The 26760-nt window shown below is 70.5% G+C and carries 23 protein-coding genes and 1 pseudogene; 10 read left to right on the forward strand and 14 right to left on the reverse strand.

Going from position 1 to position 26760, the window contains the following annotated elements:
- Positions 1-181: 181 nt before the first annotated feature.
- The 3 genes from ASD48_RS17495 to ASD48_RS17505 form a co-directional block, all read right to left on the reverse strand.
- The gene (locus tag ASD48_RS17495; protein ID WP_057602585.1) at positions 182-934 is read right to left on the reverse strand and encodes an anti-sigma factor; all 753 of its coding nucleotides are present in this window, start codon (positions 932-934) and stop codon (positions 182-184) included.
- The gene (gene sigK, locus ASD48_RS17500) at positions 931-1515 is read right to left on the reverse strand and encodes an ECF RNA polymerase sigma factor SigK (protein WP_057602586.1); all 585 of its coding nucleotides are present in this window, start codon (positions 1513-1515) and stop codon (positions 931-933) included. Before sigK ends, ASD48_RS17495 begins: the two co-directional genes overlap by 4 nt.
- A gap of 219 nt (positions 1516-1734) precedes the next feature.
- A complete protein-coding gene (locus tag ASD48_RS17505) occupies positions 1735-2673 on the reverse strand; it encodes a LysR family transcriptional regulator (protein WP_057602587.1) in 939 nt (312 codons plus the stop codon).
- A 108-nt stretch (positions 2674-2781) separates the two neighbouring features.
- On the opposite strand from ASD48_RS17505, the gene ASD48_RS17510 reads away from it, so the two are divergent.
- The gene (locus tag ASD48_RS17510) at positions 2782-3825 is read left to right on the forward strand and encodes a zinc-dependent alcohol dehydrogenase family protein (RefSeq protein WP_057602588.1); all 1044 of its coding nucleotides are present in this window, start codon (positions 2782-2784) and stop codon (positions 3823-3825) included.
- Positions 3826-4091: 266 nt separating this feature from the next.
- Here the strand turns inward: ASD48_RS17510 and ASD48_RS17515 are convergent, their stop codons facing one another.
- Positions 4092-4661, reverse strand: a complete 570-nt coding sequence (locus ASD48_RS17515; protein WP_063887460.1) for a VOC family protein — start codon at positions 4659-4661, stop codon at positions 4092-4094.
- Positions 4662-4931: 270 nt separating this feature from the next.
- On the opposite strand from ASD48_RS17515, the gene ASD48_RS17520 reads away from it, so the two are divergent.
- The 4 genes from ASD48_RS17520 (at position 4932) to ASD48_RS17535 (ending at position 8038) form a co-directional block, all read left to right on the forward strand.
- Complete coding sequence (locus ASD48_RS17520; RefSeq protein WP_057602589.1) at positions 4932-5417, forward strand: DUF427 domain-containing protein; 486 nt, start codon at positions 4932-4934, stop codon at positions 5415-5417.
- Between the two features lie 261 nt (positions 5418-5678).
- Positions 5679-5978: a DUF1778 domain-containing protein gene (locus ASD48_RS17525; RefSeq protein ID WP_242432632.1), complete on the forward strand. Its 300-nt coding sequence runs from the start codon at positions 5679-5681 to the stop codon at positions 5976-5978.
- Complete coding sequence (locus ASD48_RS17530; RefSeq protein WP_057602591.1) at positions 5975-6361, forward strand: hypothetical protein; 387 nt, start codon at positions 5975-5977, stop codon at positions 6359-6361. The genes ASD48_RS17525 and ASD48_RS17530 overlap by 4 nt, the downstream gene beginning before the upstream one ends.
- A gap of 810 nt (positions 6362-7171) precedes the next feature.
- The gene (locus ASD48_RS17535; protein WP_057602592.1) at positions 7172-8038 is read left to right on the forward strand and encodes an alpha/beta hydrolase; all 867 of its coding nucleotides are present in this window, start codon (positions 7172-7174) and stop codon (positions 8036-8038) included.
- Between the two features lie 111 nt (positions 8039-8149).
- Here ASD48_RS17535 and ASD48_RS17540 read toward each other — a convergent pair whose 3' ends face one another.
- Together ASD48_RS17540 and ASD48_RS17545 are read right to left on the reverse strand one after the other, a co-directional pair.
- Positions 8150-9013 (reverse strand): hypothetical protein, encoded by an 864-nt coding sequence (locus ASD48_RS17540; RefSeq protein WP_057602593.1) that lies wholly within the window; start codon positions 9011-9013, stop codon positions 8150-8152.
- A 58-nt stretch (positions 9014-9071) separates the two neighbouring features.
- Positions 9072-9776 (reverse strand): GntR family transcriptional regulator, encoded by a 705-nt coding sequence (locus ASD48_RS17545; RefSeq protein ID WP_057602594.1) that lies wholly within the window; start codon positions 9774-9776, stop codon positions 9072-9074.
- A gap of 536 nt (positions 9777-10312) precedes the next feature.
- Here ASD48_RS17545 and ASD48_RS17550 point away from each other — a divergent pair.
- From ASD48_RS17550 to ASD48_RS17570, 5 genes are all read left to right on the forward strand, one after another.
- Positions 10313-10594 (forward strand): TauD/TfdA family dioxygenase, encoded by a 282-nt coding sequence (locus tag ASD48_RS17550; RefSeq protein WP_107104343.1) that lies wholly within the window; start codon positions 10313-10315, stop codon positions 10592-10594.
- A gap of 296 nt (positions 10595-10890) precedes the next feature.
- A complete protein-coding gene (locus ASD48_RS17555) occupies positions 10891-11916 on the forward strand; it encodes a transporter substrate-binding domain-containing protein (RefSeq protein ID WP_057602596.1) in 1026 nt (341 codons plus the stop codon).
- Positions 11917-12196: 280 nt separating this feature from the next.
- Positions 12197-13432, forward strand: coding sequence for an MFS transporter (locus ASD48_RS17560; protein ID WP_057602597.1), 1236 nt, complete (start codon positions 12197-12199; stop codon positions 13430-13432).
- A gap of 86 nt (positions 13433-13518) precedes the next feature.
- On the forward strand, positions 13519-14355 hold the full coding sequence (locus tag ASD48_RS17565) for an LLM class flavin-dependent oxidoreductase (protein WP_057602598.1): 837 nt from the start codon (positions 13519-13521) through the stop codon (positions 14353-14355).
- 45 nt (positions 14356-14400) lie between these two features.
- Positions 14401-14949: a nucleoside deaminase gene (locus ASD48_RS17570; protein WP_057602599.1), complete on the forward strand. Its 549-nt coding sequence runs from the start codon at positions 14401-14403 to the stop codon at positions 14947-14949.
- 73 nt (positions 14950-15022) lie between these two features.
- Here ASD48_RS17570 and ASD48_RS17575 read toward each other — a convergent pair whose 3' ends face one another.
- From ASD48_RS17575 to ASD48_RS17610, 8 genes and pseudogenes are all read right to left on the reverse strand, one after another.
- Positions 15023-15475 (reverse strand): cupin domain-containing protein, encoded by a 453-nt coding sequence (locus tag ASD48_RS17575; RefSeq protein WP_057602600.1) that lies wholly within the window; start codon positions 15473-15475, stop codon positions 15023-15025.
- A 61-nt stretch (positions 15476-15536) separates the two neighbouring features.
- Positions 15537-16802 (reverse strand): MFS transporter, encoded by a 1266-nt coding sequence (locus tag ASD48_RS17580; RefSeq protein ID WP_079073817.1) that lies wholly within the window; start codon positions 16800-16802, stop codon positions 15537-15539.
- 8 nt (positions 16803-16810) lie between these two features.
- Entirely contained in the window at positions 16811-18067 is a 1257-nt protein-coding gene (locus ASD48_RS17585) for an ATP-grasp domain-containing protein (protein WP_063887464.1), read from the reverse strand.
- A gap of 81 nt (positions 18068-18148) precedes the next feature.
- Complete coding sequence (locus tag ASD48_RS17590) at positions 18149-19423, reverse strand: ATP-grasp domain-containing protein (protein ID WP_057602603.1); 1275 nt, start codon at positions 19421-19423, stop codon at positions 18149-18151.
- Positions 19420-20430, reverse strand: a complete 1011-nt coding sequence (locus ASD48_RS45235; RefSeq protein WP_057602627.1) for a cysteine synthase family protein — start codon at positions 20428-20430, stop codon at positions 19420-19422. Before ASD48_RS45235 ends, ASD48_RS17590 begins: the two co-directional genes overlap by 4 nt.
- A pseudogene (locus ASD48_RS45240) lies at positions 20425-21678 on the reverse strand (ATP-grasp domain-containing protein); the annotation flags it as partial. The gene ASD48_RS45235 and the pseudogene ASD48_RS45240, both read right to left, overlap by 6 nt.
- Before the next feature lie 65 nt (positions 21679-21743).
- A complete protein-coding gene (epsC, locus tag ASD48_RS17605; protein ID WP_107104344.1) occupies positions 21744-22352 on the reverse strand; it encodes a serine O-acetyltransferase EpsC in 609 nt (202 codons plus the stop codon).
- 63 nt (positions 22353-22415) lie between these two features.
- On the reverse strand, positions 22416-26477 hold the full coding sequence (locus ASD48_RS17610) for an amino acid adenylation domain-containing protein (RefSeq protein ID WP_057602605.1): 4062 nt from the start codon (positions 26475-26477) through the stop codon (positions 22416-22418).
- Positions 26478-26760: the final 283 nt, after the last annotated feature.

The following is a 26760-nucleotide window of genomic DNA, read 5'->3' on the forward strand; positions in this document are numbered from 1 at the left end:
CGGCCGGGCCACATGCCCGAGGGCCCGCCCACCGTGACGCGCTGCGCCGCTCCTCATGTCGGCCAGGAGCCGACCGCGGTCCACGCCCGCCGTGTCCGCGGCCGTCCGACTCCACCTGCGCGAACGGCCCGTAAAGCCTCGCCCTGCAACGCCACGTACGAGCCGTGGGAACCCACTTCGCTCAGGCGGGAAGCTTCATCCGGGCCAGCGGTGCGGAGGTGGGCTGCTCGGAGCCGCCCGCGGGCTCGAGGGTGATGCCCATGCCGGACGCGGTGTCGACGGCGCCCCGCAGCAGGAGGGCCTGGTCGCTGCGGCCGGGATCCATCAGGCCGGCGGACCGCATGATGCCGTCGTCGTCGAACCACAGCTGGTAAGCCTTGCCGCGGGGTGGCCGGGCCATCGCGGAGGCGACGAGGACGGCCTTGTTCCGGCTCGCGGAGACGACGATGGTTGCGGTGGCACCGTCGGCAAGCTCGGCGGCCCTGCTCCTGGCGTCCGGCGCGGTCAGCACGGCGGCGATCCGGGCCCCGTCCTGCCGGGCATGCTGCGCCTCCTCCAGGGCGTCCTCAGCGCGTTCGTGCTGCCAGAGCGCGGTGCCGCCGAGCGTGACGGTCGCGGCAAGACAGGCGGCCAGCGCCCAGCGCGACAGCAAGCGCGCCCGTGGGACCGGACGACCCGAGGGAGGCAGGAGCTCTTCACCCGGTGCTACCTGCCGGACGGTGGTGATCCGGCGCAGTACGTGTTCGCGCATCACCGGGCGAGGTGTCCCGGAGGTGGCCAAGGCCAGGCGCGCGGCGGTGGCCGACAGTTCCGCGGATTCCTGCGCGCACGCCTCGCAGCCCGCGAGGTGCTCCTCGAATGTTCGGCGTTCCGCTTCGGACAGTGCGTGCAGGGCGTACGCACCGGTCAGCAGGTGCAGATCCGCAGTGGTCACGCGGTCACCCCCAGGCAGTCGCGCAGCCGGATGAGTCCGTCCCGCAGACGGGTCTTGACGGTGCCCAGGGGAATCTTCAGGACCTCGGCAGCCTGACGGTAGGTCAGTCCGCGGTAGTAGGCGAGGGTGACGGCCTGGCGCTGGATCTCGGTCAGGGTGCGCAGGCAGCGCCGCACCTGCTCCCGTTCCAGCCGGGCCTCGACCTGCTCGGTCACATGGTCGTAGTCGGGCGTCCGATCCAGCAGGGCCGCCCTGTGGTCCCGTGCCGCCGCGGCCTCCGCCGAGCGCACACGGTCGACCGCGCGACGGTGCGCGAGGGTCAGGATCCAGTTGATCGCCGTCCCCCGCTCGGACCGGTACCGCGGCGCGCTGCGCCAGACCTCCACCAGCACCTCCTGCGCGACCTCCTCCGACTGCGCCTCATCGCGAAGCACGGCGCGCACGACGCCCAGCACCGGGCTCACCACGACGTCGTACACCGCCGCGAACGCCCGCTCGTCTCCCAGGGCTACACGGCCCATCAGTTCCTGCAGGTCCGGTTCCGTCAAAGGATTTCTGCCGATGTACACGGCTTCTCGCACGGGGGCCTCCGTCGTCGGGACATCTCCGGAGGTAATCCGCTCCCGCTGGGACCGCGGATTGGTCACAGGATCAATGAAATCCCAGGTGAGGCCCACCCCGGCAGCCCTGGGGTCGCGAGGTGGACGGCGCAGCGGCCGCGGCCGACCACACCGCAGCACGGACGGTCACCCGAGCGCAGACGCAGCCCTCGGAGGCTTCCGGTACGGAGGCTCTGGCTCTCATCCGTCCTGCGGATCCGAAGGAGGTCGGGTCCGTTCGTCCGTGGCAGTGCGAAGTTCGTTGAGGCAGGCGGCGATCGCGGGTTCGTGCGCTGTGCCGTGACGGACAGCGATCTCGATCGTGCGGGTGAGCGTGTGGTCCGTCACCGGTCGCGCCGTCAGGGTGGGCGGGAGGTGGGCTGCGGCCATGTGGGGGATGAGGACCGTGTGGCCGCCGCCGGCGGCGAGGGCGATCATGGCGGAGAAGTCGGTGCAGGTGTGCCGTACCTCAGGTGTGAAGCCCGCCGATCGGCAGGCCTGGAGGACGGCGTCCCCGCAGGCTGTTCGAGGCGGGGCGGTGATCCACGAGGTGTCTGCGAGTTCCCGTAGGTCGATCGGGGATCGCCCGGGGTCAGCCGCCGGGTGGTCGGTCCGCAGGATCGCGACCAGTGGATCGGCCCTCAGGGTATGGGCCTCGACGCCAGGGTGCGGGGGTGTGGCGAGGTTGGTGTAGCGGTAGACCAGCGCGAGGTCGACGCGTCGCTCGAGCAGCAGCCTGACGGCGGCTTCGGGTTCGGCCTCGGTGATGTGCAGCCGCAGGTCCCTGTGCGCGCTCTCCAGGGCTTCGCCGAGGGGGGCGGCCACCGGTGCGAGCGCGCTGGGGAAGCAGGCGATGTGGAGGGCTCCGGTCGGCTCCCCGGTGCCGGTGCGCAGCCGGTTCTGGGCTTGTTCGAGTGCCGCGAGCACGTTTTCGGTGTCTTCGGCCAGTCGGCGGCCGGCGGCAGTGAGGTGGATGGAGCGGCCGGTGCGTTCCAGCAGGCGGGTGCGGGTCTCGTCCTCCAGCAGCCGCAGCTGTTGCGAGACGGCGGAGGGCGTGACCCTGTGGAGCTCGGCCACGGCCGTCACCGTGCCGTGGGCGGCCAGGTCGCGCAGGAGGACGAGTCGTCGAACATCAAGCATTAGCTCATCTTAAAGAGAGGGTGAAGGATATGTAGCTGGACACCAGAGCCTGTGCACGGCGACCCTGGCGGCATCAGCCCGTGCCGCGATCAGTGTCCAGGAGTCTTCATGCGTGCCACCGTGATCCACGGTCCCCACGACATCCGGATCGAGGAGGCGCCCGACCCGGTGGTCCGCAAGCCGTACGACGCCGTGGTGCGGGTGGTGAGCGCCTGCATATGCGGCAGCGACCTGTGGGCGTACCGCGGTGTGGCCTCCCGCACGGCGGGTCAGCGGATCGGGCACGAGTTCCTCGGCATGGTCGAGGCGGTCGGCTCCGAGGTGAGGGACTTGCGCCCGGGCGACTTCGTGGTCGCCCCGTTCGTCTGGTCCGACGGCACCTGCGACTACTGCCGCGAGGGCTTGCACACCTCCTGCCCGCAGGGCGGCTTCTGGGGCGAGGTCGGCTCCGACGGCGGCCAGGGCGAGGCCGTCCGCGTCCCGTTCGCCGACGGCACCCTGGTCAAGCTGCCCAAGGAGACGGCCGGCGAGGAGAAGCTGCTGCCCAGCCTGCTCGCCCTCTCCGACGTGATGAGCACCGGCCACCACGCCGCGGTCGCCGCCCGGGTCCGGCCCGGCGCCACGGTCGCCGTGGTCGGCGACGGCGCGGTCGGGCTGTGCGGTGTGCTGGCCGCGCAGCGCCTCGGCGCCGGCCGGATCATCGCATTGGGCCGGCACGAGCAGCGCACCGCGATCGCCCGTGGCTTCGGCGCCACCGACGTGGTCGCCGAGCGCGGAGAGGCCGCGATCGAGGCGGTCAAGGAGCTGACCTCCGGTCAGGGCGCACACGCCGTACTGGAGGCCGTCGGCACCGAGGAGTCGATGCGCACCGCGATCTCCATCGCCCGCGACGGCGGCGCGGTCGGCTACGTCGGCGTGCCGCACGGCGGCAGCGCCGGCGTCGACATCTCCCAGATGTTCGACCGGAACGTCACGCTGGCCGGCGGCGTCGCCCCCGCCCGCGCGTACATTCCCGAGCTGCTGCCGGACGTGCTGTCCGGCGCGATCGAGCCCGGCCTGGTCTTCGACCGCACGGTGGACCTCGACGGTGTGCCGGACGGCTACCGCGCCATGGACGACCGCACGGCCCTCAAGATCCGCATCGCCTTCTGAAGGCGCGACCTGCCACGGCCTTCAGGTCGATGCACGAGAGCCGCCGGCCGATGTGCGGGCGTCCATCGCAGCCTGACGCGCAGCTCGGCGTACTTCCTTCGCACTCGCCGGTCATCGACACGTCCGTGAGGGGCGCCCCGGATCCGTAGGGGGCGCCCCGGACAACACGCCCGACGTCACCGCCGGTCCTGGCGGCGGAGGCTCCCGGCCGTGCGGCCCCGCAACGGCAAGCCGGACCACTCCGGCGACAGCATCGTCCGAGGACCCTACGCACGCCGACCCCGGGCCCGCACGCGATGCGCGGCCCCGGGTCGCGGCAGGCGAGCCTCTGTCACACCCGCCCCGAGCCGCGACGTACCGGGGGGGGCGGTCACTCGATCAGCCGCCCGACGTACCGGGGGCGGCCCACTCGCTCGGCCGCCCCCCGGCTTGTACGTCCCCGCGCTCCATTCATGACCTTCCGGATCGAGGACACGGGCGCGCACGGCACCCCAGGGCGTCGTCTCCGGCGGGATCACCCCGCGGGCGCCTGCCACCACTGCCCGGCGATACCAGTCCTCAACGAGAGCAGCGTCGCCGAGCAGCAGGTACAGCCCGCTGCCCGTGCTGTCGTCCCGCAGCGCTGGTGGCGTGTACGGCCGATCGTCCGTGGCCAGCATGACCACGACGCCTCCGCGTCGCACTTCCGCGTGCACGACGGTTCCGTCCGGCTCTTCCTGCCGGGCCACGACGTCGAATCCGACCGCCGCCAGCCAGTCGATCGCGGCAGGAACGTCGCGGTACCCGAGATAGGCGTACAGATGGGCCGCAGAGTGGGCATCGGGGCCGATGGTCATCGCACAGCCTCCTCCCCCGCGGAACGCCGGTGCTCCACGGGTCGTCTCATCCGTGCTTTCCGCATCCGCGGACTCCTCGGATGCGGCGCTCGCCACCCTCGCCCGGGTCGCCATCAGGAGCAAACGGCACACCACTCGACCTCGTCCGACCGAGTACCCGCGAAGGCGACGAGCCGCGGACCCGAGCCCGACGCAGACGACCTCATCCGCGGCCGGTGCATGTGCGGAAGAAGGGGTGACCGATCGTTCCGTTCCAGAGGAGAGGCCTCCATGCCGTCACACGAGACCACCCCTGCCGAGTCGGTGTGGGACTACCCCCGTCCGCCCGCCCTGTGCCGCGAGCCACGGCGGATCGTCGTCGAGTGCGCCGGCGAGATCCTCGCCGACACCACCGGCGCTCTGAAGATCATGGAGACCAGCCACCCACCGGTGTTCTACGTTCCCCCGGGGGACGTTCGTACGGACCTCCTGCGGCCTGCCTCCCATCACACCTGGTGCGAGTGGAAGGGCAGGGCCGACTTCTGGGACATCCTGGTGGGATCCGACATCCGCGCCCTCGCCGCTTGGAGCTATGCCGATCCGCGGCCGCCTTACGAGGACCTCGCCGACCACTTCGCCTTCTACGCCGGCAGAGTCGACCGCTGCATCGTCGACGGCTACACGGTGCGGCCACAGGAGGGCGACTTCTACGGAGGGTGGATCACCCCCGAGGTCCGGGGGCCGTTCAAGGGAGGCGCCCACACCCACGGCTGGTGACCTGAACCGGGAACGTCGGCGGTCATGGTGGCAGGGGTCCCCCGTTTCCCGCTCGAGGGAGCCGAGGTGTCCGGGCGCCAGCAGCGGGAGGCTGGGGGCAGGGGCCGGGGGGCGCCGGGCCGCGGGCCAGTGCGTCGAGCCGACGTCGAGCCGACGCCGAGGCTTCGCGGATGTCGCGCGGATCTCCCCAGAGCGCCCTTCCGTGCCGCCCCTCCGTTTGACTCTGGCTCGATCCGTGGTACCGGAGGTACCATCGGTACCATGTCGCCTACCAAAGCCATGAACCTACGCTTTCCCGATCCGGAACAGCGTGCCGCGATCGAGGCCGCGGCAAAGCAGGAGGGTGTCAGCCTGCAGGAGTACATCCTGTCCGCCGCCTACGCTCGCGCCACCGCCGTGCAAGATCGCTTCCTCGACGCGTTCAGGGAATCGATGTCCCGCAGTGGCAACGCGTTCGCGACGGAGGCCGGCACGGTCGATCCCAGCACGGAGCAGCGCGCTGCGGAGCTGGAGGCGCGGCGGGGTCTTGAGGGGCAGCAGGAGCGGGGCCACGCCGCGTGACGCAGAGCGAACCGCTCCAGCCGCTTGAGGTGCCTTTCCTGCTGCACGCCGCGCAGTTGTTGCCCGGTGATCCGCAGGTTGACGACTACGGCCCGCTCTACGCGGCCGTCGCCCGGGTCAACGCCCGGGCCTTGGATCGTGACATCTACGGCTCCGTGCATCTCCGAGCTGCCGCACTGCTCCAGACGCTGGTGAAGCTGCCGTGTCTGGAGCACTCCAACGAGGCTTTCGCCTGGCATTCCGCGGAGGCGTACCTGGCTCTGAACGGATGTCAGCTCGACTACGCGCCGAAGGAGGCCGTCTCCTTGGTGCGGGACGCTGCGTCCGGCGTGATGGGCGTTGCCCTCATCGGCCGTCAGTTGCGTGCATGGACCCGTTCCTGACCGTCGGGCGTGTCGAGCGCACTGGAGCGCGCCTCACGGCTTTGTGCGACACGCTGCACGGACCGCCCCGAAGGCGGAGGACCTGCGTGTGCCAACGACTGGCGGGCCGTAGGCGACATTCACCTGGCCGGGAGACAAGCCCTCCGCTGCGAACCGCAGGTCGATCGTCCCCGCGAGCACCTCGTCCCTACCTACCCGGACACCGAAGGCGCGGAGTGGGCCGACCCTGTCCCACTGTTCCCGACCCTGTCCCACTGCTCCCGGCAGTGGGGGCTGTTCCCGGCATTGGCGGATACAGGTTTCGACGCCCTCGCGTGTGCCGGGGCCGCCGCTGAGCCGGCGACCCCGCCGCTCGTCCTCCCCCGCGGGACGCGCCGCCCCATCGTCCAAGCGCGGTGGCGACAGCACGATGATCCCGTCGGACAGCCGCACTTCAGGCATCCGGTGATGCTCGACGCCTGAGCCGTGGCGCGCCATCGAATTCGGCGGGACATCACGCAGAGCGTCCACCAAAAGATGCGATCTCGCGATGGCCGGTGCGACCACGCCGGAGCCTTCCCGATGACCCGTTCACCGGGCTGAGCCCGCGTGTCGAGGTCGGACCAAGGCCAGGCTCAGCCGGTGCGTTCGTAGTGGCGGCGCGCCTTTTCGCGGTTGCCGCAGACCCCAGTGGCCTGCTGTTCAGCAGGTCCAGCAGGGTGTCCATCGGTTACCGCTCCCCATCTAACCGGTTCGAGCTGTTTGACAGGTTAGCCCATCCATGCTTGCCTGACGAGACCTAACCGGTTCGAATACTCAGAGGGGTTAGAAATGAGCTCGGTGCACCACCGGACCGCAACCGTCGATGGCCACAAGATCTTCTATCGCGAAGCCGGCCCCGCCGACGCCCCCGCGATCGTCCTGCTGCACGGCTACCCCACCAGCTCGTTCATGTTCCGCGAGCTCATCCCGCTGCTGGCCGACGACTACCACGTCATTGCGCCGGACCACCTCGGCTTCGGCCACTCCGACGCCCCCCTCGCAGGGGAGTTCACCTACACCTTCGACGCCCTCGCCGAACTCACCTCCGGACTGCTCGACCAACTGGGCCTGGACCGCTACGCGCTCTACGTCCAGGACTACGGCGCCCCCATCGGGTGGCGCCTCGCGCTCAAGCACCCCGAGCGGATCTCCGCCCTCGTGACCCAGAACGGCAACGGCTACGAGGACGGTTTCGTCGAGTCGTTCTGGACCGATGTCTGGGCCTACGGGGCGAACCCCGGTCCCGACACCGAACCCGCCGTCCGCGCCGCGCTGAGCGTCGACGCCATCCGCTGGCAGTACGTGCACGGCGTGCCCGACCCGAGCCTGGTCAGCCCGGACACCTGGGAGCACGACTTCGCCCTCGTCTCCCGCCAGGGCAACGACGAGGTCCAGCTGGCGCTGTTCCGCGACTACCGGAACAACCGCCCGCTCTACCCGCTGCTGCACGAATTCCTGCGCACCAGCGAGGTCCCGGTGCTCGCCGTCTGGGGCCGCAATGACGAAATCTTCGGCCCGGCCGGCGCCCTGGCCTTCGCCCGCGACGCAAAGGACACCGAGGTGCACCTGATCGACGGCGGCCACTTCCTGCTGGAGAGCCACCTGGACGTCGTCGCGGGCTACCTGCGCGGCTTCCTCGGGCGCGTGCTGCGCTGAGCGGGCGTCTCGTGACCGATCTTTGACTGATCTTCCCCCTCCGCCTCCCCCGAGGGCGCCGGCCCTCCTGGCCCCGACCCCGACCCCAGTCCCAGCCCCCGACCCCGACCCTCAGCCCTTGCCGAAGAGCGTCGCGGGGAAGGCGCCCGCCGCTCTGACGGTGCTGGAGAAACCACCGGCCAGTTCGGTGAGGCGTGCGGTGGCGGCCGGGCCGAGGTGGTCGTACGGGGCGGCGTCGAGGCGGTCGGTGAGCACCTCGGCCTCGCCGCGCAGGGTCGCGCCCGCCTGCGTGAGGTCCCCTGCTTCGTCCAGCAGGCCGCGCTCGCGCAACTGCTCGCGCGCGGCGCCCCACTGCCGCGCGGACCACCCGCGGGTCCGCATGAACAATGCCGAAGTCGGAGCCGTGCCGGTGGCGTTGTGCAGGACCAGCGCCTCGATGCCGGACAGGCCGGCGAGGGCCAGGGCGGCCAGGTGACCGTCACCCCGGTGCTCGCGCAGCAGCGTCGCGGCGTGCCACAGGGCCAGGTGGGGTTCCTCGGGCACCGGGAGGCCGGCGTGCGCGGCGTACAGCGGGCGCGCCTCGCGGTGGCACGCCTCGGTGGCGCGCAGCGCCAGCCCGGCCGCCTCGGCCATCTCCTTCGACGCGAGGACCTCCGCTCCGAGCAGTCGCCGCAGCATCCCGTCCACACCGCGCAGCACCGCCGCGAGCACGGCCTCCGGTGTGGCGACCCTCCAGGCGGCGGGGATGTAGCGCTGCACATGCTCGTGGTTGAAGTTGTAGAACGTCGCGGTGACCGTGCCCGCGCCGACGGCACCGAGCGGGGCGGCGCGTCCCGCGTAGTAGGACATGGCACCTCTCTCCAGCCCGAGCGCCGCGAGTTCGTCCTGCCGCTCCGGTGCGAAGTACACGGCTGAGTGCAGGGGGCTGACGGCGTTGTGGCAGAGGCGGCCTGTGCTCGCCTGGAAGGACGTCATGCTGTGGCTCCGGTGTCGGTGATCAGGTGTGGTCGTGCGGCCGGGCGGGCGAGGCGCATCAGGCTTCGTTCGTGGGTTCGTGGTGGGTGCAGTCGGACAGTCCGGCCGCGGTCTGGGTGAGGTGCCGGGTCAGGAGCTCGGCCGCCGTGTCGGCGTCGCGGGCGAGTGCGGCCTCTTCCAGCCGGCGATGTTCCAGGACACCGTCCCTGCCGGGGTTGCGGTGCGCCGACCAGCGGCGCGCCAGCTCGCTCGCGGTCCACATCCGGTCGAAGGTCTCCAGCAGGACGAGGTTGCCGCACCCCTCCAGCAGGGTGCGGTGGAAGACCCGATGGGCTTCGGCCCATGCGCTGCTGTAGTGCTCGCCCTCCTCCGGTACGTACGCCGGGGTACGGCTCAAGCGGTGATGGGCGGCTCGTACACGGGCTTCCCAGTCGACGTCGCCGCGTTCGACGGACATGCGCAGCATGGCCGGTTCGACGGTCCGGCGCGCTTCCGCGATCTCCTGCCAGCGGCGGTCGGAGAAGGCCGGGACGGCGAAGCCCCGGTTGGGCAGCCTGTCGGCGAGGCCGTCGCCGACCACCCGCACGAGCGCCTCGCGGACGACGGCAAGGCTCACGCCCTGCTCTTTGGCGAGGTCCTGGGGCTTGAGGGCGTCACCGGGGGCGTGATCTCCGCGCATGATCGCGTCCCGCAGGTGTGTGTAGACCTGCTCGGAGAGCATCTGCTTCCCCGACGAGGCGGAGGTGTGGGTCGTCTGGCTCATACCTACAGAATAGACGATCGGATGGATAATCGATTATTGCGCCTATCGTCGATCCCAGTCGATCTCAGTGGTGAGCACCGTGCGACGACGGAGATTCCTGGCCCTGCCAGGGCGGAACCTCCGTCGGCCGCGTCACCACGGCCCCACAGCACGGACGGAAAGGAACGACGCCATGAGCGCCAACGACTCCTTCGCCCGCCTCCTGACAGCCACCGCGGAAACGCCCGCCTGAGGAACAGCCATGAGGCCGCAACCGTCAACTCCTGGCGCTGCGCGGCGAGCCCCCGCGCGCGCAGCGCCGTCGGTGCCCGGTCGACCTGCCCGGAAGCTTCATGCACCTGCAATGATCCGTTCCGGTCAGGGCTGGTAGACATGGTGGCGTGAGCATTCCAGTGCTGCTGCACCGCAGGTTGTACGTGGATCTGGCGCGCGTCGACGCGTCGATGTGTCGCCGCGTCTGACGTCGCCTTCGCCTGACCGGCGGGAGGCGACCCCGGCATGACATCCCCGTAACGGCAGCACCCGGAGGGAGAGCCATGAGCAGTGTCGCGAGCCATGAGATCCGGCGGGCGGGACCGCGGGTCCGGTGCCGAGGTGTCCGGCATCGCACGCCGTCGGAGGGGAACGTGATCCTCGACCATCCGCTGCGGCACGCGTCGTCGCCCGACAACACGATCCGGTTCGGCTGGGACCCGGGCGACTTCGTGCTCCGGGACAACCGGGCGCCCTGGCACTACGCCGCGGACGACCACGGCGACGGCGCCCTCGCCTACCGCAACGTCATCGGAGTGGGGCCGGCCCGGCAACCCGCCGTCTGACCAGGGGCGGTGAAGTCCTCGCCGTCACCGAGGACTTCGCGCCCATCCGTACCGGCCCGGGTGCCGCCGCCCACGAGATCGTCTTCGCCCGCGCGATCGCCTGCCCCGTCGCCTTCATCGAGGCGGCTGGATCGTCGGTCTCGCGCGCCCTCCATGCCCTCGACAGACCCGAGCACAAGCGGACCGAGGACCTCCTGAGCCAGGTCGTCCGACCCTCCGCAGTCCACCGCGACCCCACGGCGCATCCACGATCTCCCCCCACTCCACCACCTTCTCCCGAGCGACAAGGAACGGCCATGTCCATCCACTTCACCCGACGTAGCCTGGTACGAGGCATCACCGTGGCGACCGCCGTCGCCACCCTTGCCACCGGGCTTGCCGCCTGCGGTGGTGACAGTGACGCCGCCACCAAGACGGCCGACGCCGCCTCCGGAAGCGTGACCATCGGTCAGTTCTCGAACGGCGCCGCCACCGAGACCACTCTCAAGGTGTCCGAGGTCAAGTCGATCAGCGCCGAGCTGCCCGACGCCATAAGAAAGAGCGGCAAGCTCGTGATCGGCCACGGTGCTCTGCCATCCGGTTCCGCCCCGCTCGACTACGTGGGTGACGACCAGAAGACCCTCACGGGTTCCGAGACCGACATCGGCCGACTCGTCGCCGCCGTCCTCGGCCTCGAACCGGAGAGCAAGAACTTCACCTGGGAGAACCTCTTCATCGGCATCGACGGCGGCAAGGTGGACGTCGCCTTCTCGAACGTCACCGACACCGAGGAGCGCAAGGAGAAGTACGAGTTCGCCTCCTACCGGCAGGACAACCTCGCCTTCGAGGTGCTGAAGTCCGCCGACTGGAAGTTCGACGGCGACTACGAGAACCTCGCCGGCAAGACCGTCTCGGTCGGCTCGGGCACCAACCAGGAGCGCATCCTCATCGAGTGGCAGAAGAAGCTGCAGAGCGAGGGCAAGAAGCTCACCATCAAGCACTACCCGGACAACAACGGCGTCTACCTGGCGCTCGACAGCGGCAAGATCGATGCCCACTTCGGCCCCAACCCGAGCATCTCCTATCACATCACCCAGACCGCGAAGACGAACAAGCCCACCGCCAACGCGGGCACCTTCTCGGGCGCAGGCGAGACGCTCCAGGGCCTGATCGCGGCCACCTCCAAGAAGGACAGCGGTCTCGCCAAGCCGATCGCCGACGCGATCAACTACCTGATCAAGAACGGTCAGTACGCCAAGTGGCTGGCGGCCTGGAATCTCTCCAACGAGGCCGTCGCCAAGTCCGAGGTCAACCCGCCCGGGCTGCCGCTCGACAACTCCTGATCCGCCGCCCGCTCCGGGGCCCCGCCATCGTCACCGGCGGGGCCCCGGAGCGGGCCCGGCCGCACCCGGCAGCACTCGGCACGCACTCGGCCGGGTCCTCGTCGATAGCGGGTCGCAGCAGGCGCCGTCACGAGGAGCACATCGGCTCGTCGTCCCACCAGGCAGAGAAGGGCTCGGGCGCAGTGCTTTCCCTGACCGCTCCTCCGTTGGCAGTAGCGCCGTTCCGTGACCCGTACCAGGGCTCGACGCGCACCGGGCTCCCGGGCACCGCCGGGTCGCGATGATCACGCCCGCCGATTCATCCGCCTCCACCGCCCCCCGCTCGGCGCCCTCCGCCGGGCGGAGGCGGGCAGCGATCGCCGGCACCCTGGTCGCCGCGTTCGGTGGCTTCGCCGGCTTCAATCTGACGCTGTCCGCGATGCCCGCGTACGCCGTCCGGTCCGGCGCCGGGCCGTCGGGCGCCGGAATCCTCACCGCCGCCCTGATGGCGGCCACCCTGGTCGTCCAGCCCTTCACGCCGTGGCTCTTCGCCCGCCTCGGACGAAGGCACGCACTCGCCATGAGCGGCGCGCTGCTCGGGCTGCCGTGCCTGGTGCTGCCGGCCGTCTCCACGCTGCCCGCCCTGACCGGTCTCGCGGCGGTGCGAGGCCTGGGTTTCGGCGTGTTCGTCGTCGCCGGTGTCACCTTCATCGCCGAGCTGTTCCCGTCCGGCAGCCGGGGGCGGGCCCTCGGCTGGTACGGCGCGGTGGTCGGTGTCGCCGGCGTCCTGGGGGCTCCGCTGGGCATCGCGCTGGCCCGGCAGGAGGCGTACACGCTCGCGTTCGCGCTGACGGCGGGCGCGGCCGCTCTGGTCGTGGTCGGCTCGTTCGGCCTTCCTCGCGCCGCCGCGGCGCCCGTCCGGCCGGACGGACCTCGCTCCCGTCGCCCACGGACCGCGCGCGGAACATGGCGGTCACTGCGCCCCATGTCCGGCCCCCTCATGGTGGAGGCCGCGTCCACCACGGCCTACGGCGCCGTCTTCACCTTCTTGCCGCTGACCGCCTCGGCCGCGCCCGGGGCGCTGCTCGCCGCGCAGGCCTCCACCGTGCTCTCCCGGCTCGGCGCCGGGTGGCTCATCGACAGGTACGGAGGCCGTCAGGTGCTCCTGCCCGCAGTCGTGGCCACGACGATCGGCACCGCCTCGGGCGCGGCCTCTCACGACCCCGCCCTGTTGCTGGCCGGTACAGCCCTGTTCGGGGCGGGCTTCGGCGCGGTCCAGAGCGCCACGCTGGTCCTCGCGATGCAGGCGGCCGGTGACCGCCCCGGCGCCCTCGGCGTGGCCGGGGTCGCATGGAACATCGCCTTCGACGGCGGGACCGGGATCGGATCGCTCGCGGGCGGCCCGCTGCTCTCCCTCGGCGGCCCGTCCGCCCTCTTCCCGGCGACGGCGGCCCTACTGGCCTCATTCTTCCTCCTGGACCTACGCGGAGCGCGTCTTCCCGATGCGAAGAATTGCGGTTCATCTCGGGACAACTGACCGGTCGCTACTTGCCGGGTATTCGCGCCTTCGGGAGCCTGGCCGACAACTGCACGCCGTCGAAAGCCAGTTGCTAGTGTTGGGGCATGCGCATCGGTGTGAATGTCCCCAACTTCGGTCCGGGTGCGAACCCGGACAACCTGGCCCGCTGGGCCAAAACCGCGGAGGGTCTCGGATTCGACCTGTTGATGCTCTCCGACCATGTGGCGATCACATCGGATGTCGCCCGGCAATATCCCGCTCCATTTTACGAACCGTTCACAACTCTTTCCTGGCTGGCCGGTATCACCACGCGGATCGAGCTGGGCACGACGGTCCTCATCGCGCCCTACCGGCCTGCGCTGCTGGTCGCCCGCATGGCCGCCAACCTGCAACAACTCAGCGGTGGCCGGCTGATCCTCGGCGTCGGGGTCGGCTGGGCACGGGAGGAGTTCGAGGCGCTGGGCGTCCCGTTCGAACGGCGTGGTGCTCTGACCGACGAACTCCTTCGGGCCCTGCGCGCCGCGTGGGAGAACGAGGACGACTATCGCTGCGGACAGATTCCCCTCTGGGTCGGTGGCAACAGTGACGCCGGAATAAGGCGTGCCGTTCGATTCGGTTCTCCATGGCATCCGCTGCGGTTCACGATGCCCTGGTTCAGGGACGCCCTGGGTCGGCTGAAGGATATTGCGGCCGAGCTCGATCGGCCGGTACCGGAGTTGGCGCCGCGCATCTATCTCCGGCTCACGGACAAACCGATCGACGACCCGGATCGCCGGGCCGGAGAGGGAACCCTGGAGCAGGTTCTCGAGGACATCGAGGAATTGCGCCTCGCCGGTGCCGAAACCGTGCTGCTCGATCCGTACCACGGCGATCCGGACGAAACCCTGCGGCCCGAGGCGGCGTGGCAGGCGCTGGCGACCCTGGCCGCGCACCGGCCCTAGTCCTCCCCGGCGATCACCCCCTCAACACAACGAGACGGAGTATCAGTGGCCCTCAACGACCACGACCTTCCCGCGAGCGGCGCCGACCGCTCCACCACCGTCACCGAAGCCGAACTGCCCTATCTGCGCCGGTGCATCGAGCTGGCGGCCGAGGCGGTGGAGGCCGGCGACTGGCCGTTCGGATCCGTGCTCGTCGACGCGGACGGCAAGATCCTCGCCGAGGACCGCAACCGCGAGTCCACCACCGGCGACCCGACCCGGCACCCCGAGTTCGAACTCGTCCGCTGGGCCGCGGCCCACCTGAGCGCCGAGGAGCGGGCCACGGCGACCGTGTACACCTCGGGTGAGCACTGCCCGATGTGCGCGGCCGCGCACGGGTGGGCGGGACTGGGCCGCATCGTGTACGCGAGCTCGTCCCAGCAGGCTCGCGACTGGAAGGCGGAGTGGGGCGTGCCGATCACGTCGCCCCTGAGTCCGCTGTCCATCCAGGACGTCGTGCCCGGTGCCGAGGTGGCGGGTCCCGTCCCCGAACTCGCCGAGCAGGTACGTGAGTTGCAGTGGCGCTTCCGCACCCGGAGCAGCGCGGGCGAGTGACGGCGCGGCACGAACACCAGGGCCTGGCAGCGGGATTGCTGCCAGGCCCTGTTCGTTGCCGTGGGTGCGCGGGTCAGACCATGAACTGGTCGTACTTCGCCATGTGCTCCTGCAGTTCCTCCAGGCTGGGGTTGCGCCCGTTGGCCGTCAGGCGCCCCAGACCGCGGAAGTAGTCCTCACGGTTGTAGATCGGGTAGAACATGATCAGCAGGGTGGCGTCCTCGTTGCCCCTGTTCGTGAAGCCGTGCGGCTCGCCCTTGGGTATGTAGGCGAACGCACCGGGTTCACCCACCACCTTGCGGTCACCGATGGTGAACTCGATCTCGCCCTTCACCACATAGAACATCTCGGTGGAGTTCTTGTGGATGTGCGGGCTGGCACCGCTCGCCTCCGGAGCCATGTGGTGCTCGAAGAAGCCGAACTCGCCGTTGGAGTCCGGTGTGGTGAGCTTGAGGTACGTCCTCTTGGTGTCCCGGATGTTGACGAACTCGCCTTCGCCGGACGGAACATACAGCGGAACCGACATGTCTCTCCTTGAGTGGTGATCAACTGTGCCGACTCGACTACGGGAGCGGCATGCGTGGTGGTTACGTGGCCTCGGCCAGGCTCGGGTCCGGTCGGTGCCTGACGGCCGCCTGTGCCTGCGCCCATCGGCCGATGGCCGGCGCGGCGAGTCCGCAGACGGCGAACAGCGCGGCCAGGACGACCCATCCGGTGGAGCCGGCCGTGACGACCAGGCTGACCAGGACCGGTGCCGCGATCTGCTGGACGGCCACGCCGAGCCAGAAGACCGAGAGGTAGACGCCTTCCTGGCCGGGCACCGCGAGCAGATAGGACCCGCCCCAGCCGCCGGCGGACTGGAACAACTCGCCGCCGGTCAGCGCGACCATGGCCAGCAGCAGCACGCCGACGGCCAGGACGACCGGCAGCTTCGGCGCCGCGACGAGCAGCAGGCAGCAGACCGCGAGGGAGATGCCGGCCCACACCAGGGCCCGTGCGGCGCCGGGGATGGTGTCGGTCCCCCGGCTGGCCCGCACCTGCAGGGCGACCGCGAGCACGGTGTTGACCGCCACCAGGGGGGAGATCAGCGCCGAGGAGACGTCGGTGTGCCCGACGATCCACAGCGGGATACCGATGCTCAGCAGGGTCATGTGCATCGTGAGCACGGCGTTGATGCCGGTGAACGACAGGAACGATCCGTCCCGCAGCACGCTGACCGAGAAGCGCCGACGCAGGCTCTTCGCCGGCGCGCTGAGCACCGGCAGCCGGGCGGCCAGGCTCGCGAGCACGGCGAAGGAGGCTGCGTTGACCAGCAGGATCGCGGTGTACCCCGCCCGGGTGTCGATCAGCAGCCCGATGCCGCCCAGGAGGGCGCCGAGGGTGAATCCGACGTTGCGCAGCGATCGGAGGATCGCCACCACCCTGACCCGGTCGTCGGTCGCCGTGGCCTGCCCGACGAGGGCCTGTTCCATCGGTGCGGCCGCCTTGTCGACCAGGCCGAGCAGGCACACCACGGTCAGGAACTGCCACAGGTTCTGGACGAGCGGGTAGACCACGAAGCAGGCGCAGCGCCACAGGCTCACCCCGACCAGCACCTTCTTCGGGCCGATCCGGTCGGCCAGGACGCCGATCGGGATGGCCGTGGCCAGGGCGATGGCGGCCGACAAGGCCAGGCCGAAACCGAGGTTGCCCTCGGACAGGTGCACCGACCTGGTGACGAACGGCACGGACACGGCCAGGAAAGCACCGGTGCCCACCGCGTCGATCATCGCCATCACGGCCAGCCTCGTGCCGACCGACCCTCCGGGCATGGAACCGCGCCATCCGCGGACGCGTTGCCACAGAACAGACATGTGTTTCCTCAATGGGTAGCGATGCGGATGGCCGCGTCCGCGTCCAGGACGCGCTGACGGGTGGTGTCCGCGTCCGGGCCGGTCGCGATGACGTGCCCGGCGCGGTCCCAGGAGGATGCCCAGGGCCGGACCTCCTGGCCGGCCTCGACATCCACCTCCGCGACCTGGACGCCGGGCAACCCCCGCGCTGTGTCCACGCCGGCGACCTCCGTCACGGTGCCCGGCTCGGCGGCCAGGAACCGGATCGCCGAGGTCTGCCGCGCGGAACGGGGCAGCGTGACCGTACGGCCGGCCAGCAGGTCGATCAGGGTCAGCCTGATCCGTGTGCCGTATGCCAGGTCGACGAGGTCGATCAGGTAGTCACCGGGGCAGCGGCCGGCGCATTCGACCAGCGTCGGGCCCGCCTCGGTGAGGATCCACTCCGCGTGCAGGATGCCCGTCCGGAAGCCGATCGCGGCGACCAGCGTCCGCATGGCCGTCGCGAACGCGGCCTGCGTGTCCCGGTCGAGCGGGGCAGGCAGCAGATGGCCGAGTTCGACGGGATACGGCCCGGGGACGACGGTCTTGGCCGTGACGTTCTCGAAGATGATCTCGCCCTGCCGTACCAGCGCCTCCACGCTGAACTCGGGACCCCGCAGCCGTTCCTCGGCGAGGAAGCGCCACGCCAGCTCCCGGTCGGGCACCTGCTCGTACTCGGCGGCGGACGAGGTCCGCTGCCACGCCTGTGCCGCGGTGGCGGCGTCGACCGAGTCCAGCAGTTGCACGCCGACACTCGCCTGCCGGTTCGCCGGCTTGACCACGACCGGACCGTCGCCGGCGAACTCGAGGATGTCCGCGGGGCCGTGCACCTCGCGCCAGCGCGGATTGCGGACGCCGCCCGCACCGGAGACCTCGCGGAGCCGGACCTTGTCCCGCAGCGCCTGCGCGGCAGTTTCGGTCGCTCCCGGCAGCCCGAGCTTCTCGGCCAGTGCGGCCGTAGCCGGCACCGCGTACTCCAGCCCCGGGACGACGGCGGCCACCGGCCGCGCGGCCGTCAGCTCGGCCGCCAGGTCGAGGGCCTCGGCCGACTGCTGGTAGCCCGCCGGGACGATCCGGTCCAGGCAGTCGAAGCGTGTCGCCGCGTCCTGGAGCCGGCGCTTGCGGATGATGTCGGGTTCCTCGATCACCACGACCGACCCGCCGGGGACGCTCCCGTCGATCGCGCGCAGGTAGGCCGCGTTGTAGCCGACGAACACCACCTGTGCGTCGGTGGCGGGGGTGCTCATGGCGACCTCCTGGTGGGGGGTGTGGACCACTGCATCGTCATTGCCTCTCTTCGGGGTGGGGGGTCTCATGACCGGCGGTGCTCATACGGGCGTCCCGAGCACTCCGGCGCGACCGTCCGCTCGTACGGGTGTGCCGTCGATGACGACCTCGATGGCGGCGAGCACGTCCGCGCAGCGGGCGCGGGCCTCCTCGGGAGTGGCGCCGGAGACGATGACGTGCCCGTGCCGGCTCTTGGAGTCGACGACCGCCGGTACGGTGTCGCCCGGGCGCAGCCGGAGGCTCAGTTCGTCGACGTGTCCGAGCCGAGCGGCCGTCTCCAGGCCGTGGATCCCGTCGACGCGGCCGGGCGGGAAGGTGAAGAACCGCACGATCGCGATCGCCGTCGGCTCGGCGGGCTCGGCCGGTCTGTCCGCCAGGGCGGCGAAGATCGCCTGTTCGAGGTCGAGTCCGGTGGCCAGCTCGACGAGTCGCGGTATCCGGTCACCGCCGAGCCGGGCCTGCGACTCGACGATGCGCGGGCCGTTCCGTGTCCAGATCACCTCGGTGTGCGCGGGGCCGAACCGGTATCCGCACGTCGTGAGGAACCCGGTGGTGAGTTCCTCGACGGCGCGCCGGCGGTCCCGGGGCAGCGGCGCCGGATGGACGTGCCCCACCTCCACGAACAGCGGCGGGGGTCCCAGCAGCTTCTCGGTGATGCCGACGACCTGGTGCCGGCCGTCCCTGCTCAGCGTCTCCACGCTGTATTCGGGACCGCGCAGGTACTCCTCGACCAGGAACGGGCCGTCGTAGCCGTACTGGTCGACGAGTGCGGTCCAGGCCGTGCGGTCCCGCGCCTCCCGCCACAGGAACACACCTCGGCTGCCGGCCAGCGCGGCCGGCTTGACCACGGCAGGGCGGCCGACGCGCTCGACCGCGTCCGGCACCTCGGACCGTGTCGGTGCGGCCTCGTAGGACACCGGGGACAGCCCGCGCCGGGCGAGCAGGTCCCGCATCGCTCGCTTGTCGGCGAGCAGGCGGATGGCCGCGGCCGGGTTCAGCTCGGCGTGCAGGTCTTCGGCCACCTCGTAGGCGGTGACCATCGTTTCCTCCCTGCCGATGTGGTAGATCAGCGTGGCGCGGTGCTCCCGGGCCACCTGGTGGAGGGTGCGGCGCAGCATTTCCGCGTCCCGGAAGTCGGCCGACACGAACAGGTCCGCCAGGGCGCGCACGTCGTCGAGGTACTCCGGCGACTCCAGCCGGGGGTCCCAGACCGCACCGACCCAGAACCCTTCCGCCTGTGCTTTGCGCACGAACTGGCGGTAGGGCATCACCATGAGCAGGCGGGGCCGGTCATCGGTGGGGCCGGGCGCCGTCACCGGGCACCGCCACCGTGCGTGGCCGCGACGGGTACCGGCTCGGGCTCGCGACCGAGCAGGCTCAGGTACCGCTCGCCGGTGTCGGGCAGCAGGGTCACGATGCGCCGGCCCCGGTACTCCGGACGGGCGGCCAGGACACCGGACGCGTGGACGACGGCGCCGGCCGACACACCGACCATCAGTCCGGCGCGCAGCGCGAGGCGCCGGGTGGTGTCGAGGGCGTCCGCGTCGGAGACCGCGATGACCTCGTCGATGAGGTTCCGTTCCGTGGTGGGCGCGATGAAACCGCCGTTGAAGCCCGGGATGGTGTGCGTGCCGGGCTCGCCGCCGGACAGCAGCGGCGAGCCCGCCGGTTCCACCGCCACGATCCGGACCGCGGGATGGCTCTCGCGCAGGTACCGCCCGGCGCCGCTGAGCGTGCCGCCGGTGCCCACTCCGCAGACGAACACGTCGATCCGCCCGTCGGCGTCGCTCCAGATCTCGGGGCCGGTCGTCTCGTAGTGCGCGCGCGTGTTGTCCGGGTTGTCGTGCTGGCAGCAGAACCACGACCCGGGGGTCTGCCGGTGGAGTTCCTCGGCCTTGTCGACCGCCGCCTGGTAGCCGCCCGTGTGGGGGGTCCGTACCACCTGGGCGCCGAGCGAGCGGAGGATGGCCACCCGCTCCTGGGTGGCGTTGTCCGGCAGCACGATGACGCAGCGGTAGCCGCGGGCCGCCGCGAGCGCGGCCAGCGAGATGCCGGTGTTGCCCGAGGTCGCCTCGATCACGGTGCCGTCGCCCGGGGCGAGCAGCCCCCGCTCCTCGGCGCCGCGCAGCATCGACAGCGCGGCCCGGTCCTTGCTGCTGGACCAGGGGTTGAACAGCTCCAGCTTCGCCAGCACCTCGGCATCGGCCGGGACGCCGTCCAGGATGCGGTGAACCGGCAGCCGGAGCAGCGGGGTCCCGCCGATCAGGTCGACCAGGGAGTCCGCGACCGGGCGCCGGGCGACCGGCTCGGTCCGGATGCTGATCTCCTGCGCGGCCGCCTCCGCGGTGCGCGCCGCGAGCTCGGCGGTCTCGGCCACCACGAGCACATGTCCGGCGCGGTCGCCGTTGCGGCGCAACTCCCGCACCACGGAACCCGGCTTGGGCTTGACGACGACCTCCTCCACGCCGGGCAGCGCGGCGGCCCGCTGCTGCCCGCCGACCGACACGACACGGCCGGGCCGCGCGGTCAGGTAGCGGATGGCGGCGCCGCCGACCGGCCGCTCGGGAAGCACCCGGGCGGGCAGGGGCTGCCCGAGGTACTGCCGGGCCACCAGCTCCAGGGACCGGATACCGAGAGCGCGGTCCACGAGGTAGGTGATCTTGCCGCCCGCGGGCCGGGGGTTGATCTCGATGAGCTTGGGGCCGGACTCGGTCACCTTGATCTCGACATGGGCCATCCCCAGGTCGAACCCGACAGCGCGGAGGGCTTCCACGGCGAGGTCGCCGCAGCCGCGCACCACCGGTTCGGGCAGGCCGGAGGGGAAGGTGTGGGCCAGCTCGACGAAGTAGCCCTGGCCGGTGACCGACTTGTCGGTCACCCCGAACACCTCGTACCGGTCGCCGTCGGCCAGCACCTCCACACTGACCTCGGGGCCGGTCAGGTACTCCTCGACCATCAGCTCGTGATAGCGGGCCTGGCCGCGGGTGTTCTCCACCCGGGACCGGATCAGTGCGACATGCTCGGCCGCCTGGGCCGCGGTCTCCACCAGCCGGACGTCGGCACTGCTGGTCTCGTCGGCCGGTTTCACCACGCAGGGCAGGCCGATCTCCGCCGCGGCCGCCTCGGCCTCGGCGGGGTCGCGCACGGTGCGGAACGCCGGTATCGCGACGCCGAGTTCGGCGCAGCGGCGGCGCATCAGCGCCTTGTTGCGTGCCGTCGCGACGCCGTCGACGCTCACCGTGGGGAGTCCGAGGTGGACCGCCACCTCGGCGGCCACGACCACGTCGTACTCCGCAAGGGTCAGGAACGCGTCGAAGGGGTGCTCCGCCCCGGCCGCGTGCACGTGCGGCAGGAGCTCCTCGTAGATGTTCGTCTCGCAGTGCACGATCTCGTCGACGTAGTGGTCGAAGTAGGCCGGTCCGCCCGGCACTTCCAGGTACCGGTCCAGGTCGCGGGTGAAGAAGGTGACGCGGCAATCGAGTTCCTTGATGATCTGCAGGCCTTCGAAGCCGGATCCGGAGAGGTTGCTCTCCACAACACCGACGTGAATCATCTGTGCCTCCGATGGCATGCCGACACGTGGTCGGGTGGAACGACAACGACAAACGCTGGACGGGGAACGGAACCGGGAGGCCGTCACCAGCACCCTGAGGTGGCCAGCGCGCGCAGCAGCTGGCCGGCCTCCTCGCGATCCGCGGCCGACAGCCGCTGCACGACCTCGGCCTCGGGGGCCATCACCCGGGCGGCCGGTGGCACATCGCCCAGTACGAGCGAACCGGCGCCGATCAACGCGTCGTCGCCGACGGTGACGGGACCGAGCACGATCGCGTTGGTGCCGAGCACCACCCGGTCGCCGACGACCGGATGGCGGCGGGCACCGGGTTCGCGGCGCCCGTCCCGCCACCAGCCGACCGCGCCCAGCGTGACCTGGTGGAAGATCGTGACATCGTCGCCGACCTCGGCCGTCTCCCCGATGACCACCGCGGCCCCGTGATCGATGAACACGCGCCGACCCAGCGTCGCGCCCGGATGGATCTCGATGCCGCCGGTCACCGCGCGGGCCAGGTAGGCCAGGATCCGCGCGAGCTGACGGTGCCCGCGGAGGTACAGGGCATGTGCCAGCCGGTGGGTCCACAGCGCGGGCAGCGCGGGGTGGAGCAGTGCCTCCGCGCGGGTGCGGATCGACGGGTCCCGCGCGACGATCACGGAGAGGTCTTCCCTCGCCCTGCTGATCACCCTACGCATACGATCCTCCGTCATGGCATGTCCTGCATTTCCGGTGGCGCCGTCGGAATTCGATGGCCGGCCTCAGTAGTTCGGGGTTTTGACCAGATTGCCGGTTCCTTCGACGATCTCCGGTATGTACACCCGCTCGGTCCAGACGTCCTGGGCCACCGGTTCGAGGGCGATCGACACGGCGCCTTCGTCGACCGAGAAAGCGGTCCGGACCGCGCTGGTGATCGCGTCCACGAGGGCGGATATCTGGTCGGCTTCGAGGTTGTTCGGGAAATGCTTGATGCTGACGTGAGGCACTCCGATGGCCTTTCTGGGGAGTCGTGCGGCCTGAATGGCGGTGACGAGTTCGGCTATTCCGTTCGTGCGCAGCAGTTCGTAGTGATCGGCCCGGAGTCGGCTGACAGTGAGGGGTGTACTCGACAGCGTGTGGCCGGAGTCGATGAAGGAGTCCTGGTCGCCGTCGGCCCGGAATACCGTGATCGGCGCCGCGATGCCGCGTTCGGCCAGTTCGTGAGGGGCGTACTCGAAGAGAAAGGTCTGCCGCACCACGCCGACGATCCTGCGCACCAGTTCCCGGTCCAGGTGCTCGAACCGGCCGCAGACGAAGGCGATGAAGGAGTCCTCGTCGTGGGTCGCGGCCAGGCACGCGTCGACCGCCGACCGCTCGAGGTTTCCGGCGAACACCGAATAGAGAATCGCGACGAAGGTGCTGTCGGTGAAGCTGACCGCCTCTTCGGCGGGCGTCTCGGCGCGGGTTTCCACGGGCGGCTTGCCCGGTGCGATCAGGATCACCTCGTCGACCCGCTCGCCGGCGCGTTCCAGTTGCCGGGCCGTCTCGAACGCGACCCGGGCCCCGAAGGAGTAGCCCCACAGGGTGTACGGGCCGGCCGGCTGGGCCTCCCGGATGAGTTCGAGGTCCCTGGCGACCATCTCGTCGAACGTCGGGTACGCGATCTCGCCCGCGTTGACGCCGTAGGCCTGGATGCCGAGGAACGGCCGGTCCAGTTCCAGCCTGCCGGCCAGCAGCCGCAGGCTCATCGGGTAGCCACCCAGCCCGGGCCAGCAGAAGACCGGCCGTCCGCCGTCTCCTGCTCGCAGCCGCACGAGCCTGGGCAGGGCGGTCGCGGGCTCACGGTCGACGCGTCTGGCCAGCTCGGCGATGGTCGGCGCGTCGAACAGCACCTGGAGCGGCAGGGAGCTGCCGAGCTCCCGGTTGATCCGGCCGACCAGGTTGACCGCGGTCAGCGAGTGGCCCCCGGCGGTGAAGAAGTTGTCCCGGATCGAGACCCGGTCCTGTCTGAGCACCTTGCGCCACAGCGCGGCGATGGCCTCCTCGGTGGGCGTACGCGGGGGGACGACCGGCGTCTCGGTGTCCTCCACGGCGGCCTTGTCCAGCTCGCGCAGGGCCTGGTGGTCGATCTTGCCGTTCGGGGTGAGCGGGAAGGAGTCCAGCACGGTGACCCGGTTGGGCACCATGTACGGAGGCAGGGACTCGGCCAGGTTGTCCTTGACGATCTCGGCCGGCCCCCGCATGTGGACGGAGTCCTCCTTCATGCCCTCGCTGAGCCGCTGCTCGGCACTGATACGGCCGCCGACGGCGAAGTAGGACGCGGCGTCGGGGCCGAGGCCGACGAGGTTCGCGATGCGCCGGGCGGACGGCAGGGGGTTGCCGGTCTCCGAGCTGTAGCCGGAGGACATCAGCCCCAGGTCGAGGTCGTTCATCTGGAGGCGCTGCAGTTCCCGGCCGAGGTCGACGTAGCGCTGCCAGGTTTCGGACGCGCGGCCGATCAGGCTGATCCCGAAGCTCGCCCGGTCGTAGACCTCCTGGTTGATGGCGATGACGTCCTGCTTGCGGATCAGGTGGTCGGACACGCGCACCAGTTCGGCGCCGTCATACCGGTACTGACCGCGGTCCAGATCGGCGATCCGGTCGGGATGGGCCTGCACATACAGGTCGACCGGGCTGTCGACGGCCGGGGCGGCGGCCGTCTCCACCTCGTACGTGCCCAGGTAGTGGTCCTCGTCCGGGCAGCCCAGGAGCTCCTTGACCTCGGACGCCCCCGGGCGGGCGTTGATGCGCAGCCCGTACTCGGGCAGGACCTGGTCGAACAGGCCGACCATGTGACCTGCTTCGAAGTGGAGGACTTCCCGGATGTTGTTGCGGTAGACGGGCTCGATGGCCGACCGGCGCCCGATGAAGTGGACGCGCAGCCGCGGGGTGCCGACCGGAGCGGGGCTGATCAGCACGAGCCGGTGACTGATCGGGTGGTGGTAGTAGTAGCCCGGTTCGAGACCCGCGATACCGGACAGCTCCAGGTACAGCTGGGTCGCGTACAACGAGCCGGGTGAGGCGTACCCGTACTTGGGAAGCAGCCGTTCGCCGCTGGGGAACTGTCCGAAATAGCGCAGGAGGGTGCCGAGTTCGGACAGTGTCAGGGTGTCCGGGTCTCGTGGGGCGGCCGGTTGTCCCGTCGAGCGGGCGAGCAGGGCCATGATGTCGGCCCGTTCGACCGCGCCGCCTTCGTAGAAGCGGTATGTCTTGCGGGCGAACACCGTGCGCCGCTGGCGGGCCGTCGCCGAGCGTCCGGGCAGCTCGAGGACGGCCCGTCCGTCTTCCTGCCGCACACCCGGATTCGCCAGCTGCGCCTTGAGCTGCAGCCTGCTCCGCTTCGACTGGTGATGGGTACCGTGGTTGCCCTGGTCCATCAGCGCGGCCCGCTGGGGGTCGAGCTCTATGAAGGCGATGAGGTTGGCGCCGACTCTGGCGTCGTCGCGGACCAGGACGGCGGCGCGCTTGACCCAGTCGTGCTTTTCGATGGACACCTTGATCTCGTCCAACTCGACCCGGAAGCCGCGCAGTTTGACCTGGCTGTCGGTACGGCCGAGGAACTGCACGGTGCCGTCGTCGTTCCATCTGGCCAGGTCGCCGGTGCGGTACAGACGGGCGGACTCGGGATCGGCGGAGAACGGGTTGGTGATGAAACGTTCGGCGGTCAGCCCGGGATTGTTCAGGTACCCGCGGGCGAGTTGGCGTCCGGCGATGTGGAGTTCACCCGACTCGCCACGTGCCACGGGCCGACGGGCGGTGTCGAGGATGTGGAAGCTCATGCCCCGGACCGGTCGGCCGATGGAGATGTGGTCGGGACTCTGCCGGACGGTGCGGCGGTCCACGGTGTGGGCCGACGCGTTGATCGTGCACTCGCTCGGGCCGTACAGGTTGACCAGAGTCAGGTCAGGTAAGGCGTCGAGCAGTTCGATCGCCAGGTTCCTGGTGAGCGACTCGCCGCCGCTGAAGACATGGGTGAGCGAGGTGCAGTCGGACAGCCGTCCGGTGTCGACGAGCCCCTGCAGCAGCGTCGGCACCCCCTGAAGGGTGGTCACCCCGTGCGCCACGATCAGGTCGATGAGCCCGCCGGGGTCGGCGTAGAGGCCTGGTCCGCTCATCACCACGCTGCTGCCGCAGGCCGGTGCGAGGATCTCCCACTGGGCCGCGTCGAAGCTCAGGGGCGTCTTCTGCAGCACCGTCCTGCGTTCGTCCAGCCCCTGCTCGTCGGCCAGCCAGCGCATCTGGCTGACGATGCTGTGGTGCTCGATGCCGATGCCCTTCGGGTTGCCCGTGCTCCCCGAGGTGTAGATCACGTACGCGAGGCCGTGGCCCCGTGCGGGTAAGGGGGCGGACGGAGCGGCGGAACCGGTGTCCGGCTCGGCCTCCAGGGGGGCCTGGGTCTGCGCGACGGTGACGATCTTCGTTCCCGGTGGCGTGATCGCTGCCAGTCGGGACACCAGGGACTCGTCGGCCAGGATGACCTTGGTTCCCGAGTCCGCGATCATGTAGCGGACCCGTTCATCCGGGTATTCCGGCGACAGCGGCAGATAGGCGGCGCCTGCGTGCAGGACACCCCAGACACTCGCCATGAGGTCGACGGACGGCTCCATGAAGATGCCGACGGGCTCTTCCACCGCACCGAGCCGCCGAAGGTGGCCGGCCATGTTCCCGCTGCGCTCACTGAGTTGCCGAAAGGTCAGCCGCTCCGTGCCACAGGAGACGGCAGTCCGGTCGGGCTGGGCGACGGTGGCCGCGCCCAGCAGGTCGGACAGGGACAATTCCTCGGACCCCGTTAGTTTCGCCATCATCCTTCGAACCTAGAGTTCGTCAATGTTGAGTCGACGCGCGTAACACCCTCGCGAAATCAGGCATGCGAGAGGCGCGATCGCCGATGGGCTTCGCCTGGGATGGAAGCAGCCGAAATCACGTGACGTTTACATGATCGACGGCAGGAAAAACCTGCCGGGACCATACGACGCGAGGCCGGCGCTCAGCGCCTTTCCGTACATCGCCCAAAGGGGCGCTGCGTCAGCTCAAGGGGTCGTTCAGACATGCCTTTTGCGCCTCCCCCAACCGATATTCATGCCCGTC

The organism is Streptomyces sp. Root1310, assembly GCF_001426425.1.
Lineage (GTDB): Bacteria > Actinomycetota > Actinomycetes > Streptomycetales > Streptomycetaceae > Streptomyces.